Source organism: Clavibacter zhangzhiyongii (assembly GCF_014775655.1).
Taxonomy (GTDB): Bacteria; Actinomycetota; Actinomycetes; order Actinomycetales; family Microbacteriaceae; genus Clavibacter; species Clavibacter zhangzhiyongii.
Window position 1 is genome coordinate 902,776 of record NZ_CP061274.1, and the last position, 18,555, is coordinate 921,330.

General features: G+C 74.8%; 17 protein-coding genes and 1 riboswitch. Of the genes, 6 read left to right on the forward strand and 11 right to left on the reverse strand.

Going from position 1 to position 18,555, the window contains the following annotated elements; all coding sequences use genetic code 11:
- Nucleotides 1-2: 2 nt before the first annotated feature.
- From H9X71_RS04370 to H9X71_RS04385, 4 genes are all read left to right on the forward strand, one after another.
- Nucleotides 3-944 (forward strand): carbohydrate ABC transporter permease, encoded by a 942-nt coding sequence (locus H9X71_RS04370; RefSeq protein ID WP_204568950.1) that lies wholly within the window; start codon nucleotides 3-5, stop codon nucleotides 942-944.
- 11 nt (nucleotides 945-955) lie between these two features.
- On the forward strand, nucleotides 956-1,861 hold the full coding sequence (locus H9X71_RS04375) for a carbohydrate ABC transporter permease (RefSeq protein WP_191148492.1): 906 nt from the start codon (nucleotides 956-958) through the stop codon (nucleotides 1,859-1,861).
- A 32-nt stretch (nucleotides 1,862-1,893) separates the two neighbouring features.
- Entirely contained in the window at nucleotides 1,894-3,756 is a 1,863-nt protein-coding gene (locus H9X71_RS04380) for a glycoside hydrolase family 3 protein (protein WP_191148493.1), read from the forward strand.
- A gap of 76 nt (nucleotides 3,757-3,832) precedes the next feature.
- On the forward strand, nucleotides 3,833-4,972 hold the full coding sequence (locus H9X71_RS04385; RefSeq protein WP_191148494.1) for a LacI family DNA-binding transcriptional regulator: 1,140 nt from the start codon (nucleotides 3,833-3,835) through the stop codon (nucleotides 4,970-4,972).
- A gap of 53 nt (nucleotides 4,973-5,025) precedes the next feature.
- On the opposite strand, the gene H9X71_RS04390 is transcribed toward H9X71_RS04385, so the two are convergent.
- Nucleotides 5,026-6,216, reverse strand: a complete 1,191-nt coding sequence (locus tag H9X71_RS04390) for a hypothetical protein (RefSeq protein ID WP_191148495.1) — start codon at nucleotides 6,214-6,216, stop codon at nucleotides 5,026-5,028.
- 263 nt (nucleotides 6,217-6,479) lie between these two features.
- Nucleotides 6,480-7,034, reverse strand: a complete 555-nt coding sequence (locus H9X71_RS04395) for an MOSC domain-containing protein (protein ID WP_191148496.1) — start codon at nucleotides 7,032-7,034, stop codon at nucleotides 6,480-6,482.
- A gap of 133 nt (nucleotides 7,035-7,167) precedes the next feature.
- Between H9X71_RS04395 and H9X71_RS04400 the strand changes: the two genes are divergently transcribed.
- Nucleotides 7,168-7,851, forward strand: coding sequence for a hypothetical protein (locus H9X71_RS04400; protein WP_244961786.1), 684 nt, complete (start codon nucleotides 7,168-7,170; stop codon nucleotides 7,849-7,851).
- Nucleotides 7,852-7,875: 24 nt separating this feature from the next.
- Here H9X71_RS04400 and H9X71_RS04405 read toward each other — a convergent pair whose 3' ends face one another.
- From H9X71_RS04405 to H9X71_RS04415, 3 genes are all read right to left on the reverse strand, one after another.
- On the reverse strand, nucleotides 7,876-9,297 hold the full coding sequence (locus H9X71_RS04405; RefSeq protein ID WP_191148498.1) for an MFS transporter: 1,422 nt from the start codon (nucleotides 9,295-9,297) through the stop codon (nucleotides 7,876-7,878).
- 105 nt (nucleotides 9,298-9,402) lie between these two features.
- Entirely contained in the window at nucleotides 9,403-10,818 is a 1,416-nt protein-coding gene (locus H9X71_RS04410) for an MFS transporter (RefSeq protein ID WP_191148499.1), read from the reverse strand.
- A gap of 187 nt (nucleotides 10,819-11,005) precedes the next feature.
- Nucleotides 11,006-12,361, reverse strand: coding sequence for an MFS transporter (locus H9X71_RS04415; RefSeq protein WP_244961788.1), 1,356 nt, complete (start codon nucleotides 12,359-12,361; stop codon nucleotides 11,006-11,008).
- Nucleotides 12,362-12,500: 139 nt separating this feature from the next.
- On the opposite strand from H9X71_RS04415, the gene H9X71_RS04420 reads away from it, so the two are divergent.
- Entirely contained in the window at nucleotides 12,501-12,794 is a 294-nt protein-coding gene (locus H9X71_RS04420) for a hypothetical protein (protein WP_191148500.1), read from the forward strand.
- A gap of 28 nt (nucleotides 12,795-12,822) precedes the next feature.
- On the opposite strand, the gene ribH is transcribed toward H9X71_RS04420, so the two are convergent.
- The 6 genes from ribH to trpS form a co-directional block, all read right to left on the reverse strand.
- Complete coding sequence (gene ribH / locus H9X71_RS04425; protein WP_191148501.1) at nucleotides 12,823-13,305, reverse strand: 6,7-dimethyl-8-ribityllumazine synthase; 483 nt, start codon at nucleotides 13,303-13,305, stop codon at nucleotides 12,823-12,825.
- The gene (ribA, locus tag H9X71_RS04430) at nucleotides 13,302-14,654 is read right to left on the reverse strand and encodes a GTP cyclohydrolase II (RefSeq protein ID WP_191148502.1); all 1,353 of its coding nucleotides are present in this window, start codon (nucleotides 14,652-14,654) and stop codon (nucleotides 13,302-13,304) included. Before ribA ends, ribH begins: the two co-directional genes overlap by 4 nt.
- Complete coding sequence (locus H9X71_RS04435) at nucleotides 14,651-15,301, reverse strand: riboflavin synthase (protein ID WP_191148503.1); 651 nt, start codon at nucleotides 15,299-15,301, stop codon at nucleotides 14,651-14,653. The genes ribA and H9X71_RS04435 overlap by 4 nt, the downstream gene beginning before the upstream one ends.
- Nucleotides 15,301-16,377 carry a bifunctional diaminohydroxyphosphoribosylaminopyrimidine deaminase/5-amino-6-(5-phosphoribosylamino)uracil reductase RibD gene (gene ribD / locus H9X71_RS04440; protein WP_191148504.1) on the reverse strand — a complete coding sequence of 359 codons (1,077 nt, stop codon included), beginning with the start codon at nucleotides 16,375-16,377 and terminating at the stop codon, nucleotides 15,301-15,303. The genes H9X71_RS04435 and ribD overlap by 1 nt, the downstream gene beginning before the upstream one ends.
- A gap of 69 nt (nucleotides 16,378-16,446) precedes the next feature.
- Nucleotides 16,447-16,591, reverse strand: a riboswitch (FMN riboswitch).
- Between the two features lie 95 nt (nucleotides 16,592-16,686).
- Entirely contained in the window at nucleotides 16,687-17,505 is an 819-nt protein-coding gene (locus H9X71_RS04445; protein ID WP_191148505.1) for an HAD family hydrolase, read from the reverse strand.
- Nucleotides 17,502-18,515, reverse strand: a complete 1,014-nt coding sequence (trpS, locus tag H9X71_RS04450) for a tryptophan--tRNA ligase (protein ID WP_191148506.1) — start codon at nucleotides 18,513-18,515, stop codon at nucleotides 17,502-17,504. The genes H9X71_RS04445 and trpS overlap by 4 nt, the downstream gene beginning before the upstream one ends.
- Nucleotides 18,516-18,555 lie beyond the last annotated feature (40 nt).

The following is an 18,555-nucleotide window of genomic DNA, read 5'->3' on the forward strand; positions in this document are numbered from 1 at the left end:
CGTTGGCCGTCACCGCAGAGGGCGCGGCCGGGATCCGTCCCGGCCGCACCCGGTCCCCGCTCGTCGCACGCCAGCGGCGCCGGCAGGCCCTCATCGCCTGGGGCTTCTGCCTCCCGTTCGTGGCCGTGTTCGCGGTCTTCATGCTCGTGCCGCTCGTCAGCTCGTTCGCGATGTCGTTCACCGACTTCCGGGCGACCGACATCCGCTCGCCGTTCGCGGTCGACTTCGTCGGCCTCGACCAGTACGCGAAGCTCTTCACGGACGCCACGTTCCTCCGCTCCATCGGCGTCACGGCCTTCTTCGTGGTCGTCGGGATCCCCGTGACGATGGTGACCGCCCTCGCGCTGGCGCTCGCGCTCAACTCGGGCCGCGGGCGCATCGTCTCGTTCTTCCGGGTCGGCTTCTACGCGCCGGTCGTGACGAGCATCGTCGCGGTGTCGGTCGTGTGGCGCTACATCCTCCAGCCGGACGGCCTGCTGAACACCGCGCTCGCGGGCATCGGGATCGACGGCCCCAACTGGCTGAGCGACACCACGTGGGCGCTGCCCTCGCTCGTCGTCATGGCGGTGTGGCGGAACGTCGGCACGCTGATGATCATCTTCCTGGCCGGCCTGCAGGCCGTGCCCGAGGAGGTCCAGGAGGCGGCCGTGATGGACGGCGCGAGCCCCTGGCGCCGCCTGATCTCGGTGACGCTGCCGCTGCTGCGCCCGACGCTGCTGCTCGGATCCGTGCTCATCTCGGTCGGCTTCCTGCAGTTCTTCGAGGAGGCGTTCGTGATGACCCGCGGCGGCCCCCTCGACTCCACGCTGTCCGTCGCGTACTACACGTACCGGCAGTTCGGCTTCGGCGAGTACGGCCTCGCCTCCGCGGCGAGCTACGTCCTCTTCCTCGCCATCGCCCTGCTGAGCCTGCTGCAGTTCCGGCTGCTGCGGTCGAAGGACTGAAAGGCACGCGCATGACCACAACCGCATCCGCCCCCGCCGCCCCGGCCGTCGTCGCCGACGCCGCGGGCGGCACCCCGCCCCGCCGTCGGCGCACCGATCGCGGGCGTCGCGCCCGCGCGATCGTCTACCTCGTCCTCGCCGGCGCGCTCTGCGTCTGGCTCGTGCCGTTCGTCTGGATGGCGCTCGGCTCCGTGAAGACCCAGGGCGAGATCCTGCAGCGCCCGCCGACGTGGTGGCCCGAGGATCCCGTCGCCGACAACTTCGCGCAGTGGTTCGGGCCGCTCGACTTCGGCACCTTCTTCTCCAACAGCCTCGTGGTCGCGCTCGTCACGGTGCTCGGCAACCTCGTGTTCTGCTCGATGGTCGGCTACGCGCTCGCGAAGATGGACTTCCCGGGCAAGCGGCTGCTGTTCCTCACCGTGATGCTGACGCTCATGGTGCCCGGCGTCGTCACGTTCGTGCCGCTGTTCGTCATGGTCTCGGGGCTCGGCCTCGTGAACACGTACGCGGCGCTCATCCTCCCGTTCATCACGGCGCCGATCGGGGTGTTCCTCATGCGGCAGTTCATGCTCGGGATCCCCGAGGCGCTCATCGAGGCCGCCCGGCTCGACGGCGCGGGCGAGTTCCGCATCTTCTCCCGCATCGTGATGCCGCTGTGCGGGCCGCCGCTCGCGACGCTCGGCATCCTCACGTTCCTCGCCTCGTGGAACAACTTCCTCTGGCCGCTCGTCGCGGCGCAGACCGAGGGCATGTACACGCTGCCGATCGCGCTGTCGCTGTACTCGACCGGGCAGAACGCGACCGACTACGGCCTGCTGCTCGCCGGATCCGTGCTGGTGATCGCGCCGATCCTCGCCCTGTTCGTGTTCCTGCAGCGCTACTTCATCCAGGGCGTCGCGACCGCCGGCCTCAAGTGACCCCCGCCCGCCTCCGACCGATGGAGACCCCCATGCCCCGCGCCCCGCGCCCCCTGCTCACCGCCCCCGACGGCACCCGGTTCCGCAACCTCGACGGCGACGGGGTGATGGCGCCCTACGAGGATCCGCGGCGCAGCCCCGAGGAGCGCACCGCCGACCTGGTCGGCCGCCTCAGCCTCGCCGAGAAGGCCGGCCTCATGTTCCAGACCGTGATCGAGGTCGGCGAGGACGGCGAGCTGAAGGAGGAGCCGGGCGCGATCTCCAAGTCCGGCACCACCGAGGTCGTGGTGGGCAAGGGCATGAACCACTTCAACGTGCACGAGATCCGCACGGCCCGGCAGGCCGCGCGCTGGAGCAACCGGCTGCAGGAGCTCGCGGAGTCCACGCCGCACGGGATCCCCGTCACCGTGAGCACGGATCCGCGGCATGCCTTCGTGGAGAACGCGGGCGTCGCCTTCTCGGCCGGCCCGTTCTCGCAGTGGCCGGAGGCGCTCGGCCTCGCGGCGCTCGACGACGTCGACGCGATCCGCGCCTTCGCCGACACCGCGCGGCAGGAGTACGTGGCCGTGGGGATCCGTGCGGCGCTGCACCCGCAGATCGACCTCGCCACGGAGCCGCGCTGGGGTCGGCAGGCGCAGACGCTCGGGCACGACGCCGATCGCGTCGCCGAGTTCACGGCCGCGTACCTCGAGGGGTTCCAGGGCGACGAGCTCGGGTCCACGAGCGTCGCCTGCACCACCAAGCACTTCCCGGGCGGCGGCCCCCAGAAGGACGGCGAGGACGCGCACTTCCCGTACGGCCGCGAGCAGGTGTACCCGGGCGGCATGTTCGAGTACCACCTGCGGCCGTTCCGGGAGGCGATCGCCCGCGGCACCGCCGCGATGATGCCGTACTACGGCATGCCCGAGGGCCTCGTGCGCGACGGCGTCGAGATCGAGCCGGTCGGCTTCGGCTTCAACCGCCAGGTCATCACGGGGCTCCTCCGCGAGGAGCTCGGCTACGACGGCGTCGTGGTCACCGACTGGGAGCTGGTGAACGACAACCACGTCGGCGACCAGGTGCTGCCGGCGCGCGCGTGGGGCGTCGAGGAGCTGACGCCGCACGAGCGGATGCAGCGGATCATCGAGGCCGGCTGCGACCAGTTCGGCGGCGAGGAGTGCGTCGACGTCCTGCTCGACCTCGTGGCCGACGGTCGGGTGACGGAGGCGCGCCTCGACGAGTCGGTGCGCCGCCTGCTGCTCGTGAAGTTCCGGCTGGGGCTCTTCGACGACCCGTACGTCGACGAGGACGCGGCGGAGCGGATCGTCGGCCGCGCCGACTTCCTGGAGCTGGGGTCGCGCGCGCAGGCCGCGTCCGTCACCGTGCTCCAGAACCGCGTGGTCGACGGCCGGCCGACCCTGCCGCTCCCGGTCGACGGGCCCCGGCTGCGCGTCCACGTCGAGGGGCTCCGGCCGGAGGCGCTCGAGGGCTGGGCGGATCCCGCCGCGCGCCCCGAGGACGCCGACCTCGCGATCGTGCGGCTCGGCGCCCCGTTCGAGCCGCGCTCCGACCTCTTCCTCGAGGCGTGGTTCCACCAGGGCTCGCTCGAGTTCCCGCCCGGTCTCGTGCACCGGCTGCGGCGGATCGCGGACCGCTGCCCGCTCGTGGTGGTCGTCGCGCTCGACCGCCCGGCGATCATGACGCCGCTCCTGCCGTTCGCCTCCGCCCTCGCGGTGGACTACGGCAGCTCGGACCGGGCGGTGCTCGACGCGCTCTCGGGGCGGATCGCGCCCGTGGGACGGCTGCCCGTGGAGATCCCGCGCTCGATGGACGCGGTGCGCGCGTCGCGGACGGACGTGCCGTCGGACACGGAGGAGCCCGTCTTCCCGCTGCACCACGGCCTCCGGATCCTCTGAGCGGCCCCGCGTCCGACCCGCGGTCGCGGTCGGCGGCGCCCGCCTCGCCTACGCTTCCAGGAGAGAGGACGGTCGCATGAGCCCCCGACGCCCCACGGTCTACGACGTCGCCGAACGCGCGAAGGTCTCGATCGCGACCGTGTCGTTCGCGTTCAGCCGACCCGACCAGATCAGCCGCGCGACCCGGGAGCGCGTGCTCGAGACGGCGCGCGAGCTGGGCTACATGCCGAGCGCGTCCGCCCGCGGCCTCGCCCGCGGGCGCACGGGCGCGCTCGGCCTGCACTCGTTCGACCTCCTCATCGACCGGCCGCTGCAGCGCGAGCCGGCCGAGCCCGCGCCGGCCGACGACGCGGCGGCCGCGCGCGTGCCGTACGCGCCCGGCCGCACGTTCATCCCCTGGGACGAGGCGGGCGAGATCGCGGCGGACCCGCGCGCGTTCCCCCTCTACGTCGACGAGGTGCGGCGCGGCTTCGAGCTCGAGTGCCGCGCCCACGACCGGCCCGTGATGCTCAGCCGCGGCAGCGACACCGCCACGGCGGTCGCGGAGTCCGCCGGCCGCGTCGACGGCCTGGCCATCTTCCCCGGCCCGTCGGCGGCCGCGTCGCTGAAGCGGGTGTCGCTGCGGATGCCGATCGTCCTGTTCAGCTACCCGCCGGCCGACGACGGCCACCACCGCGTCACGTCCGACAACGCCGGGGGAGCGCGGGAGCTGGTGCGTCACCTCGTCGTCGAGCACGGGATCACCGACCTGGGGTTCGTGGGCGCCACTACCGTCGGCGACTACCGGGAGCGGTTCGAGGGGTACCTCGCCGCGCTGGCGGAGCTCGGGGTCGCCGCGCCCGACGAGGTCCTCGACGACACGGTGCTCGGCGAGGGATCCGGCTTCGGCGGCGTCATGGCCGCCCTCCGCGCCGGACGCCTCCCGCGCGCGCTCGTCTGCGCGAGCGACCAGCTGGCCCTCGCGCTCGTCGACCTGCTGCGCACCGAGGGCGTGGCCGTACCGGGCGACGTGGTCGTCACGGGCTTCGACGGGATCCTCGCGGGCCTCCTCTCGACGCCGCGGCTCACGACCGTGCGGCAGCCGATGGAGGCGATGGGGCGCACGGCGGCCCGCATCCTCATCGACACGACGAGCGTCCCGCAGCCGGCCGATCCCGTCACGCTCCGGCTCGGCACGAAGCTCGTCGTGCGCGAGAGCTGCGGCTGCCGGAGCTGACCGGCCCCGCCCCGGCGCGGCGTCCGCCCGGAGGCGGGCGGACGCCGCGTCCGTCAGCGCGCGGCGACGGGGACCCGGGGCGTGGGGGCGGAGGTGAGCGACACCGCGGCGTAGCCGCTCTTCGTGCCCGTCACGGTCACGGTGATCCGCGCGCCGCGGTCCCGCTCGGTCACCGTGTACGCGGGCCCGTCCGCGCCGGGGATCGCGCGGCCGTCGCGGTTCCACCGGTACGCGAGGTCGACGGCCTGCGGCTGCCACAGCCCCGTGCGGACCCGGAGCACCGCGCCCGCCTTCGCGACACCGACGACGGCCGGCGCGGGGGTGGACGTGAACGTCCGATCCGTGGCGGGCGCCGCCGCCGTCGTCGCCTCGACCCGCGTGTCGTAGCCGAAGATCCCGGCGCCGTAGTGGAGGTCGAAGGCCAGGGTCCTGCCGTACCCGGCGAACACCGTGACCGAGCCGGCCGCCTCGGCGGGCGCGAACGGCTCGCGGCCGGTGATGACGATCGTCGTGCCCCGCTCGAGGGGCCAGCCGTTGAGGGCCTCGCGGATGTCGTACGAGAAGGTGATGTACGGGCCCGAGACGGTCGCCGTGGGCGTGCTCGGGAGGGGCAGGCCGTAGGCCCGCTGCGTCTGCGGGTCGCTCGCGGCGCTGACGACGCGCACGCCGTCGAGCACGCCGACGGCGCGCCACCGGATGACGTGGTCGCCGGCGGGCAGGGGCACGTCGCCCTCGATGGACCACGAGTCGGACTGCGCGTCGACGGGCGTCCAGGCGTCGGATGCGTCGAGCTGGTACTCGAAGTGCCGCTGGCGGACGTCGAGGCCGCGGTCGTCGAAGGTGGCGAGGACGCGGACGGCGGCCTGCTCCGTCGCGAACACGAAGTCGTACGCGACGACCGGCGCCCTGTCGGAGATGCCGGTGGCGCGTGCGGCGACGCGGGCGGTGGCGGCGCTCGTGCGGGAGGTGGTCGCGTAGCCCGGCCGGGTGGCGGTGACGGTGGCCGTGATCCGCTTCCCGAGGTCCGCGGGACGCAGCACGAGCGACCCGCCGGTGGCGCTGGGGATGAGCACGTCGTCGGCCCACCAGCGGAAGGAGAGGTCGGGAGCGGGATCCCACGAGCCGGGCTGGAGCTCCAGCGTCGCGCCCACCGCGGCGGTCCCCGCGATGACGGGGACGGGCGCGGCGGCGAACGGGACGGACGCCGCGGTCGCGGCCTCCGCGGGACCCGCGGGTCCGGTCACTGCGGCCCCTCCGAGGGCCAGCGCCAGGGCCAGCGCCAGGCCCGGCCATCCGCGTCGCGTCGTCGTCATGCTCGTCCCCGTGTCCTCGCGGTCCGTCCCGCGTCGGGGGGAGCCTCGCACCGGGGCGCCGTCGCGGCCAGCCCCGCGAACGGGGCGCGCGTCCCCGGATCAGCGGCGCAGGGAACGCCGGCGCACGGCCTCCACCACGAGGCCCACGAGCAGGAGCGCGGCAGAGCCGACGACCGCCCTCGCGTCCGCCCGCATCACACGGGCTGCAGCGCGCGGTGGGCGCCCGCGGGCAGCTCCACGCGCACGGCGTCGTCGGGACGGACCTCGCCGCCGGTGATCACGACGCCCATCACGCCCGACTTCCGCACGACGTTCCCGTCGGCGTCCCGGTCGAGCACCGCCTTCATCGCGCCCGTGCCGAGCCCGTCGATCTGGATGCAGGGGTTCCGCAGGCCCGTGATCTCCACCACGGCCTCGTCGCCCAGGTGCAGCCGGGTGCCCTCCGGCAGGTCGAGGAGCGCGACGCCCGCCGTGGTCACGTTCTCGCCGAGGTCGCCGGGTCCGACCGCGAAGCCCTTGCCCGCGAGCTCCTCGTGCAGCTCCGCGTGGACGAGGTGCACCTGGCGGAGGTTCGGGGCGTCGGGATCGCGTCGCTTCCGCGACAGGTGCTGCACGGTGGTGCCGAGGTGCGCGTCGCCCTCGACGCCGAGGCCGGCGAGGAGGTTGATGGACGATCGGACGGGCTTGGAGAAGCGGTGGGCGTCGTCGCGCGCGACCGCGACGACCCGGGGCGAGGCGGAGGGCTGCATGCCAGCGACGATAGCGGGGCGGAGCCCGGGCGGCGACCCCCGGACGGGCCGCGGCGCGACCTGCCGCGCGCGCCGGCCGGGCGCTAGGTTCGGGGGATCGACGGCGACGGGGGATCGGATGCGCACGACGGCCATGAGCGGATCACGGAGGACGACGCTCGTGGCGGGCGTCGCGTCCGCGGGGGCGCTGCTGCTGCAGCCGTCGCTGCTGGGCGGGTTCCGGATCCAGCCGACGCCCGACATGGACTCGACCGTCGTGCTGCAGGGACCCGTGGTCGACGCGCTCGCGCTGCTCCTCGCCGTGGTCGCCGCGGTCGTGCTCGCGCGCGGCGTGCGCGGCGAGCCGGGGCTCCTCCGGGCGTCGCGCGTCGCGGGGATCGCGGTGCTGGTGCACGCGGCGGTGGTGGTGGCGGCGGCCGTGGTGAGCGGGGTGATCAGCTCCGTCGTCGACGTCTCGTCGTCCGATGCCGCGGTCGCGCCGCCGGGCGTCGTCGCGCTGTCGGAGGGGGTGGACGCGATCCGCGTGCTCGCCCTCGTGCTGCTCGCCGTGGTCGTGGCCCGCGGGCGCCTGCTCGAGCCGCTCGCCCGGGTGTCGCTCCTGGTGCTCGGCGGCGCCGTCGGCCTCTCCTGGCTGCTGGGCACGGTCGCCGGGAGGATCCTCCCGGCGGCCGACGGGATCAGCCCCCTGCTCCTGCTGCTGCTCGCCCTGCAGCCCGTGGTGCTCCCGGCGTCGGCCGCCGTCGCGCTCGGCCTGCTGGTGCACGGGCGATCCGCCGCGATGCGGGAGCGGGCGGACGCGGTCCGCCGCGCCTGGTGAGCGCGGCGGACCGGTCGGCCATCGTCAGCTGACGACGTCGGCGGTGGCCGCCTCCGCCGTCGGCGCACCCTCGCCGTGCTCGCGCAGCAGGACGAGCGCGACGAGGGAGAGGGCGGAGGCGACGCTGAGGTACACGCCCACGAGCCAGACGCTGCCGCCCGCGAGCCCCCACAGCCAGGTGGCGATGAACGGCGCGACCGCCCCGCCGATGATGCCCGCGAGGCTGAACGCGAGCGAGGCGCCGGTGTAGCGGACGTCGGCCGCGAACATGGCCGGCAGCAGGGATCCGACCGCGCCGTACGCGAGCCCGATGAGCACGAAGCCCAGCACGATGAACATGAGCGTGCCGGGCAGGCCCGCGGCGAGGAGCGGCTCCATCAGGAGGCCGAACGCGACCATGCCGACGGCGCTGCGGAGGACGACGGGTCGGGCGCCCATCCGGCCCGCGAGCGCGCCCGACACCATGATGGCGGCCGCGAAGAACACGACGCCGACCAGCAGCATGAGCAGGAAGTCGGTGCGCGCGTAGCCGAGGCCGGCGTGGAACGAGGCCGCGTCGAACGGCTTGCCCGCGGCCGTGGCGGCGGCCTGCGCGTCCTCCGCCGTGCGCGGCGCGGTGGCGTAGGAGACCGCGAACGTGGTCATCAGGTAGAAGAGCGTGAAGGTCGCCAGCAGCGCGAACGCGCCGAGGACGAGGCCGCGCCAGCCCGTGCGGATCGTGCGGCCGAGCGGGAGGCGGGAGGTCGCGCCGCGGTCGAGCACGGCCTGGAACTCGGGCGCCTCGACGAGCTTCACGCGGACGTACAGGCCCACGACCACGAGGACCGCGCTCGCGAGGAACGGCACGCGCCAGCCCCACGCCTGCAGGTCGGCGGGGGAGAGGGTGAGCGAGAGGACGAGGAACAGGCCGTTGGCGAGGAGGAACCCGACGGGCGCCCCGAGCTGCGGGAACGTGCCGTAGAGGGCGCGCTTGCCGGCGGGCGCGTTCTCCGTCGCGAGCAGCGCGGCGCCGCCCCACTCGCCGCCGAGGCCGAGGCCCTGCACGAAGCGCAGCAGCGCGAGGGCGGCGGGGGCCGCGATCTCCCAGCCGGGCGTGCGCCCGCTCGGCAGGCAGCCGATGAGCACCGTCGCGCCGCCCATCGTGAGGAGGGAGGCGACGAGCGTGCCGGTGCGGCCGAACCGGTCGCCGAAGTGGCCGAACAGGACGGAGCCGACGGGTCGGGCGAAGAACGCGACGCCGAACACGGCGAGGGACTCCAGCAGCGCGACCGTCGGGTCGGCCGCGGAGAAGAACAGCGCGGGGAACACGAGCACCGCGGCGGTGGCGTAGACGTAGAAGTCGAAGAACTCGATGGACGTGCCCACGAGGCTCGCGACGAGGACGCGCGAGCGCGGGTTCGCGGGAGCGGGGGAGGGCGGGCTGGTGGTCGCGTGCGCAGCGGACATGGCGGTGGCTTCCGTCGGTGGGGGCGGGGAGACGCCACGGATCGTGGCACGCCGACGGTACCGACGCTCCCCGCCCCTCGGGGCCAGCCGTTCACATGACGTGGGTCAACTGACGTTCCCCGCGTAGTCCGCGTCGCGCGTCTCGCGGCTGATGATCAGCGCGACGAGCGTGATGGCCGCCATCGCGCTGAGGTACACGCCGACCAGCAGCACGTTCCCGTCGAGCAGCTGCCAGAGCGCCACGGCGATGAACGGCGCGACGGCGGCGCCGAGGATGCTGGCGACGTTGTAGCTGATGGCGGATCCCGTGTAGCGCACGTTGGTCGGGAACAGCTCCGGCAGCACCGCGCCCATGGGGCCGAAGGTGAGGCCCATCAGGGTGAAGCCGATGATCAGCAGCGCCATGGCGCCGACGAACCCGCCCGAGAACAGGGGCACGAACAGCAGGCCGAAGACGAGGATCCCGAGGGTCGTCGCGATGAGCATCTTGCGGCGGCCGTACTTCTCGGCGAGGGGCCCGGAGACCATCGTGAAGATGCCGAAGAACACGACGCCCACGATGAGCATCAGCAGGAAGTCGTTCCGCGCGTAGCCGAGGCCCGCGGCGAACGTGTCCGGGTTGAAGGGCTTGCCGGCGGCGGTCGCAGCGGCCTCGGCGGTGGCGGCGTCGCGCGCCGTGGTGCCGTAGGTGAGCGTGAACGTCGTCATCAGGTAGAAGAGCGTGTAGGTCGCCAGCATGATGAAGGTTCCGAGGATCAGCGGGCGCCAGCTCGAGACGAACACGCGCGCGACGGGCAGCTTCGCCACCTCGCCGGAGTCGACGACCTTCTGGAAGGCGGGCGTCTCGATGAGCTTGAGGCGGACGTAGAGGCCGACGATCACGAGCACGGCGCTCGCGAGGAACGGCACGCGCCAGCCCCACGACTGGAACTGCTCGGGGGTGAGGCCGAGGCTCAGCGCGAGGAACACGCCGTTGGCGACGATGAAGCCGATGGGCGCGCCGAGCTGCGGGAACGTGCCGTAGATCGCGCGCTTGCCGGCGGGCGCGTTCTCGGTGGCCAGCAGGGCCGCGCCGCTCCACTCGCCGCCGAGGCCGAGGCCCTGGCCGAAGCGCATGATCACGAGGAGCGCGGGGGCCGCGACCTCCCAGCCGGGCGTGAGCGCGGTCGGCAGGCAGCCGATCAGGACGGTCGCGATGCCCATGGTGAGCAGCGACGCGACGAGCGTGCCCTTGCGCCCGATGCGGTCGCCGAAGTGGCCGAAGAGGATGGATCCGATGGGCCGGGCGATGAACGCGACGCCGAAGACCGCGAAGGACGCGAGCTGCGCGACGGTCGGGTCGTCGTTGGCGAAGAAGAGGGCGGGGAAGACGAGCACGGCCGCCGTCGCGTAGACGTAGAAGTCGTAGAACTCGATCGACGTGCCGATGAGGCTCGCGATGATGACGCGGGAGCGCGAGTTCCCGGCGGGCGGGGTGGCGGCGGTGGGGGCGGCGGCGCGGGCCGCAGGGGTCGTGGACATGCGTGGGACGGCTTTCGGCTGGTGCGGCGTGAGCGGCAGGGGCGCGCGGAGGGGCGGGCGCCGGTCGGGCGCGGGCGCCGGGTGCGGCGGAGACGTGGGGGCCACTCGTGATGGCCGTCCCCGAGCCTACGCCTCGCGGGGAGTCGGCTGGGAATCCGGGGGCGGAGGTTGCGGGGGCGGCCGTTCGTCAGGAGCCCGCCGGGGTGCGGGTCGGCGTCGACGTCGGCGGGGCGTCCGCGGCGCGGGCCGCGGTCGGCGAGCGCGGCAGGAGCCGGGGCAGGCCGACGGCGGCGGCCACGGGGAGCGCGGCGAGGATCCCCCAGGCGAGCGCCGGCGCCGCGTCGAGCAGGGCGCCGACCGCGCTCCCGCCCACGAGCACGGCCACCCCGCCGCAGCTCGCGAGCAGACCGTAGTAGGAGGCGGTGGGGCGGCCGGCCGCGAAGGCGGGGACGAGCTCCATGGTCACGGGGCCGACGAGCATGTGCGCGAGGGTCAGGCACACGAGGAGGACCGCGACGGGCGCGAGCGCGGAGCCGGCGGGCGGCGGCACGACGGCGGCGAGGGCGACGGCCGCGAAGCCGGTCGCGCTCGTGCCGAAGCCCAGCGCAAGCGCGCGCGCCGGCCCGATGCGGCGCGCGAGGAGCGCGACCGGCCACTGCAGCGCGATCGTGAGGAGCGAGACCGCGAGGAAGGCGGATCCGACCGCGGAGGCCCCGGCGCCCGCCCGGCCGAGCTCGAGCGGCAGGCCGAGGTAGAGCTGGTTGTAGGCGAGCAGGTCGACCGCGAAGAGGGCCGCGTAGGCGAGGAAGCGGCGGTCGCGCACGGCGGCCCACGGGTCGCGGGCGACGGGGGCATCGGAGTCGGCCGCGAGGGGCGCGACGGAGTCGGCGGCGTCGACCGCCGCGCCCGAGGCCGCGGCGCGGACCGCGCTCGCGGGGATCACGCACCAGAGGGCGACCCCGACCGCCGTGAAGAGCCCGGCGGCCGACAGGGCGGTCGTCGCGAATCCGTGCCCGAGGAGCGCCGCGCCCACGAGCGGACCGGTGGCGGCGCCGACCTCGCCCACCAGCACGAGCGCCGCGAACAGCGACGGGCGACCCGGGCGTCGCGTCTCCCGGGCCCGCAGGTCCGCCGCGGCGACGAGGCTCTGCAGCGCGGGGCTGAAGAGCGCGCCGCCGAGGCCCGTGAGGATCGCGCCGAGGAGGAACCCCGGCAGGTCGGCGGCCAGCGCGAGGCCGAGGTAGCCGGCGACCCGCACGGCGCAGCCGGCCGTGATGAGGAGGCGCGGGCCGTACCGGTCCGCGAGCATGCCGCCGAGGAGGAAGAGGCCCTGCTGGCTGAAGGTGCGGGCGCCGAGCACCACGCCGATCGCGAGGGCGCCGAGGCCGAGGTCGTCGCGCATCACGGTGGCGAGGAACGGCACGACGGCGTAGAAGCCGACGTTGAAGACCAGCTGGCTGCCGAGGAGCACCGCGGGGCGAGGACGGGCTCCGGCGGGCATGCGGCGTCCGACCTCCTCGCGGCGACGGACGATCCGGCGCACCGCCCGACCCTAGTGACAGCCGTTCTCAGGAGCGAATCCGCGCCGAGCGGGTCGCCGGTGCCGGCGTTCCGTAGGGTCGGGGGAGGCGCGCGCAGGATCCGGCCCCCGGACCCGCCGTCGTGCCGAGACGAGGAGTCCCGTGGAGCCCGAGGTGCGCAGGACGCTGATGGACTCGCTCGCGAAGGCCCTCGGCGTGGCCGCGCTGATCGCGTTCGGCACCGGGTACTGGTACCTCGCCCTCCCCGCCGCGGCGCTCGCCGTCCTGTGCGTGCTGCGACTGCGGCGATGGGCGCAGCAGGAGGTCGAGGAGCGCGCCCGCCTCGCCGAGTCGCCCACCGAGGAGGAGCAGGAGGCCGCTCCCCGGTGGGACGCGGACGGCGGCATCTCGCTCGGTCCGCGGACCGACGAGGACCGGCCGGACGCCCCGCGCTGACTCCGCGGGTGGCGCCCGGCCGCGCGGATCACGCCCCGCGGATGCCCTGCAGCAGCAGCGCCGTCGTCACCGCGGCCTCGGCCGCCTCGGCGCCCTTGTCCTCCTTCGAGCCCGGGAGCCCGGCGCGGTCGATGCCCTGCTGCTCGTCGTCGAGCGTGAGCAGCCCGAAGCCGATCGGCTTGCCCGTGAGGAGCGACGCCTGCGTGAGGCCCGACGTCGCGGCGTCGGACACGTACTCGAAGTGCGGGGTGCCGCCGCGGATGATGACGCCGAGCGCGACGACCGCGTCGGCCCCCGCGTCGAGCGCCGCCCGCGCGACCACGGGCAGCTCGAAGCTGCCGGGCACGCGGATCACCGTGGTGGTCACGCCCGCCGCGTCGAGCACGCGCTGCGCGCCCGCGAGGAGGCCCGCGCTGATCTCCTCGTGCCAGCGTCCGGCGACGATCGTGACGCGCAGCCCCGATCCGTCGAGCGCGGTGGGGTCGATCTCGGGTGCTCCGTGTCCGCTCATGCGGTCTCCTCCTCAGGGGTGGTGGTGGTGGCGGCGGTCGCCGTGGTGGTGCGCAGCCCGTCGGGCGCCTCGGCGTCCGGGTAGGCGTCCGTCCCGATGGGCATGTCGGTGTCGAGCACCAGTCGGTGCCCCATCCGGTCGCGCTTCGTCTCGAGGTAGCCCGCGTTCGACGCGTTGACGCCGACGACGAGCGGCACGCGCTCGGTCACCCGCACGCCGTGCGCCTCGAGCTGCCGCACCTTCTCGGGGTTGTTCGTGAGCAGGCGGACGTCCTCGACGCCCATCTCCTGCAGGATCGCCGACGCCGCGCCGTAGTCGCGCGCATCCGCCGGGAGCCCCAGGGCCACGTTCGCGTCGAGCGTGTCGAGCCCGTCCTCCTGCAGCCGGTAGGCGCGCAGCTTGTTGACGAGCCCGATGCCGCGGCCCTCGTGACCGCGCAGGTAGACGACGACGCCGCCCGTGCGCTGGATCTCGTCGAGCGCGGCGTCGAGCTGCGGCCCGCACTCGCACTTGAGGGAGCCGAGGGCCTCGCCCGTCAGGCACTCCGAGTGCACGCGCACGAGCGTGCCGTGCGCCTGCGGGTCGCCCGCGACGATCGCGACGTGGTCGGCGCCCGTGGTGCGGTCGCGGTAGGCGCGCAGCCGCACCGTGCCGTGGGTCGTGGGCACGGTGGTCTCGACCTCGAAGATCACGCGCGACGCCTCGGGGATCTCGACGGCGGGCTCCAGCGGCCGGTCGCAGTGGAACTCCTCCAGGTGCGCGACGAGCGCCTCGATCGTGACGACCAGCACGCCCTCGCGCTCGCCGAGGGCGAGGAGGCCGGGCAGGCGCATCATCTCGCCGTCGTCCTGCACGATCTCGCTGATCGCGCCGACGGGCGTGAGGCCTGCGAGCGTGAGCAGGTCGACCGCCGCCTCGGTGTGGCCGTCGCGCTCGCGCACGCCGCCCTCCACCGCGCGCAGCGGCAGGATGTGGCCGGGCCGGTGCAGGCTCGACGGCACGCTGCGGAGGTCGGCGAGGACGCGCAGGGTGTGCGCCCGGTCGGACGCGCTGATGCCCGTGGAGAGCCGGTCGGCCGCGTCCACCGAGACCGTGTAGGCGGTGCCGCGCGGATCCCGGTTGTCGGCCACCATGAGCGGCAGCTCCAGCCGGTCGGCGATCTCGTTCGTCATGGGGGCGCAGATGAAGCCCGAGGAGTGCTTCACGAGCCAGGCGATCCACTCGGGCGAGGCGGACTCGGCGGCGAGCAGCACGTCGCCCTCGTTCTCGCGGCCCTCGTCGTCCACGACGATCACGGGGCGGCCGGCGCGCAGCTCCTGCAGCGCCGCGGGGATGTCGGCGAGGCTCACGAGCGGACCCCCTCGGCGTCGGCCGCGTCGCGGCGCGCGTCGAGCGCGAGCATCCGCTGCACGTGGCGCGCGAGCACGTCGGTCTCGAGGTTGACCTCGTCGCCCGGCTCGAGCGCGCCGAGCGTCGTGGCGGTGAGCGTCTCGGGGATGAGCGACACCTCGAACCACGCGTCGGCGTCCGGGGTGTCGGTGGGGCTGACCGCGCTCACGGTGAGGCTCACGCCCTGCACCGTGATGGATCCGCGGTCGACGACGAGCGGCGCGAGGTCCGCGGGCAGCGAGAAGCGGAGGATCCGCCACGCCTCGCCCGGCGTGGTCGCCAGCAGGCGCCCGGTGCCGTCGACGTGGCCCTGCACGATGTGGCCGCCGAGCCGGTCGCCGACGCGCGCCGCGCGCTCCAGGTTGACGGGGTCGCCGACGGCGAGGCGCCCGAGCGAGCTCATCACGAGCGTCTGCCGCATGACGTCGGCGGTGAAGCCCTCGGGCGTCTGCCCGACGACCGTGAGGCACACGCCGTCGACGCTGATGGAGTCGCCGTGCCGGGCGTCGGACACCGCGAGCGGCGCCTCCACCGTGATCCGGGCGGAGTCGCCCTCGGCGTCGAGCGCGAGGACGCGTCCGCGCTCCTCGATGATCCCTGTGAACATCACTGGCCTTCCGTGGTGGGTCGCGCGGTCACGAGGAGGTCGTCCCCGAGCCGCGTCGTGCTGATGAGGGTGAGTCGGTGGGCGGCCGGCATGCTCGGCACGCCGAGGTCGCCGGTCGCGGTGCGGGGGCCGCCGAGGAGGACGGGCGCGAGGTACGCGACCACCTCGTCCACGAGCCCGGCGGCGAGGAGCGCGGAGACGACCGTGGGGCCGCCCTCCACGAAGACGTGGCGGATCCCGCGGCGGCCGAGCTCCGCGAGCGCCTCGGCCGGGTCGTGTCCGGGGAGGCGGATGAGGCGGCGCGGGTGGCGGCGCACGGCCGCGTCGTCCGGGATCGCGCGGTCGCCGAGCACGACGGGCGCGGGCTGGTGCGGGTACGGGATCCCGTCGGGCCGGCGGGCGGTGAGCGCGGGGTCGTCGGCGAGCACGGTGCCGGTGCCCACGAGGATCGCGTCGGCCTCCGCGCGGCGGCGGTGCACGTCGTGGCGCGCGGCGGGCCCGGTGATCCAGCGGCTCGTGCCGTCCGCGGCGGCGATGCGCCCGTCGAGGCTGGAGGCCCACTTGGCCGTGACGAAGGGGCGACCGAGGCGGGCGGATCCGAGCCAGACCCGCAGGAACGCCCCGGCCTCCTCCGCGAGCACGCCGGCGACCACCTCGACGCCCGCGGCGCGGAGCCGGTCGGCCCCGCCGGAGGACTGGTCGCCCGGGTCGGCGACCGCGTAGGCGACGCGCGCGACGCCGGCCTCGACCAGCGCGGCCGCGCAGGGACCGGTTCGGCCCGTGTGGTTGCAGGGCTCGAGCGTGACGACCGCGGTGGCTCCGCGCGCCCCGCCCGCGGGCAGCTGCCGGAGCGCGTCGACCTCGGCGTGCGCGGATCCGGCCCCGCGGTGGCGGCCCTCCGCGATGACGCGGCCGCGGGCGTCGAGGATCACGCACCCGACGCGCGGGTTCGCGCCCCAGGCGGGTCCCTCGGCGGCGAGCTCGAGGCCGCGGCGCATGGCGCGCGCGAGGGCGTCGCCGTCGCCGTCCGCGTGCGCGAGCGCGCTCGCGGGGGCTGCCGTCGGGTCGTCGTGCATGGTGTCCTCGTCCGTGGACGGACTCCGGGCGCGGTCGACGGACCTCGACGCCGGCAGGGTCGCTGGCGCCGCGTGCGCCTCCCATCCGGACTTTAACCGTCGGTCCCGGAATCCCACCGGATCGGCGGACGAGGCTCCCGGGGACCCGGTCGCGCATCGTCCGTTCGCGGACTGTCACCGCCGGCTCGGATTTCCACCGACCCCGGAGCACGTGTATCCCTCGAGATTAGCCCACGCGGCTGGGAGCACCGCGGCGCATGACGCGATGCGACGCCGAGCGGATGCGCGGAGCCGACGTGCGGCCCGGCCTCAGGAGCCGATCAGCGCGTCCACGGCCTCGGCGAGCTGGCCGAGCGCGGTGATGCGCGCGATGCCCGCGCGCTCGGCCCGCTCCCGGTCCTCGGCCGGCACGTCCGGCCAGCCGCGCTCCGGGTCGCCCGCGGGGTCGCGCGCCGGATCCGCCGAGCCCGCGTCGGGATCGAGCCAGATGCCGCCCGCGAGGCCCGCGTCGGCCGCGCCGAGCGCGTCGGTGCGGAGCCGGTCGCCCACCATGACCGCGTCGGCCGGGTCGACGCCCGCCTCCCGGCAGGCGAGAAGGAAGATCCGCGGGTCGGGCTTCGTGAACGCGAGGTCGCCCGAGCAGACGACGGGGTCGAGCCGCGCGGTGAGTCCCGCGGCGGCGATCTTCGGCTCCTGCTGGCTGCGCTCGCCGTTGGTCACCACGCCGAAGCGCACGCCCGGGTGACGGCGCTCGATCTCGTCGAGCGCCTCGTGCGCGCCCGGCAGCGTGCGCCACGACTCCTCGTAGCCGCGCAGGTAGCCGGCGAACCACGCGTCGGTCGCGGCGTCGTCGTCGAGGGCCGCGGCGTCCGCGGCTCCCCAGGCGGCGAGGAACCCGCGCGCCCGCGCCCGCCGCTGCCCCTGGTAGTCGAGCTCGCCCGCGAGGTACCGGTGGTAGTGCTGCTCCTCGAGCGCGACCCACAGCGCGACGGCCCGCTCGACCTCGGCGGCGTCGGACCCGTCGAGGAACCCGCGCGCGGCGAGGTGCGCGGTGATCCCGTCGGCCACGGCGCCGCGGTGGTCGACCAGCGTGTCGTCGAGGTCGAGCAGGACCAGCCGGAGGGTCATCGGCCGGCGCGCCGCACGAGTCCGACGGCGTCGTGCACGCGGGCGAGCATGGCGTCGGCCCGCTCCTCGGCGCGCGCGGCGTTGCCGGCGAGCACGCGGTCGAGCTCGGCCGGGTCGTCGAGGAGCTCGAGCGTCCGCGCGCGGATCGGCTCGAAGACGCCCGTGACGACCTCGGCCACGTCCTTCTTGAGGTCGCCGTAGCCGCGGCCCGCGTAGCGCTCCTCGAGCGCTTCCACGGCCGTGCCCTCGAAGGCCGACAGGATCGTCAGCAGGTTCGAGACGCCCGGCTTCGCGCCGCGGTCGAAGCGGATCTCGCGCTCCGTGTCGGTGACGGCCGAGCGGATCTTCTTGGCCGTCCTCGCCGGCTCGTCCAGCAGCCACACCACGCCCGCGTCGCTCGCCGCCGACTTGCTCATCTTCGACGTGGGGTCCTGCAGGTCGTAGATGCGGGCGGTGTCCTTCTGGATCATCGGCTCGGGGATCCGGAACACGTCGCCGAACCGCCCGTTGAAGCGCTTGGCGAGGTCGCGGGTGAGCTCCACGTGCTGCTTCTGGTCGTCGCCGACGGGCACGACCTCGGTGCCGTAGAGCAGGATGTCGGCGGCCATCAGCGTCGGGTACGCGAACAGGCCGAGCGTCGTCGCGTCGGCGCCCTGCTTCTGCGACTTGTCCTTGAACTGGGTCATGCGGCTGGCCTCACCGAACCCCGTGAGCGTGTTGAGGATCCACGCCAGCTCCGTGTGCGCCGACACGTGCGACTGCACGAACAGCGTCGAGACGGCGGGGTCGATGCCGGCGGCGATGTACTGCGCGGCGGTGCGCCGGGTGCTCGCGCGGAGCGCCGCGGGATCCTGCGGGACGGTGATGGCGTGCAGGTCGACGACGCAGAACACGGCGTCGTGCGTCGTCTGCATCTCCTTCCACTGCAGGAGCGCGCCGATGTAGTTGCCGATCTGCAGCGAGTCGGCGGACGGCTGCATGCCGGAGAAGAGGACGGGACGTGCGGTCATGGCGATGCCTTCGTGTGCGGAGCGCGGGCGCTCGGGGTGC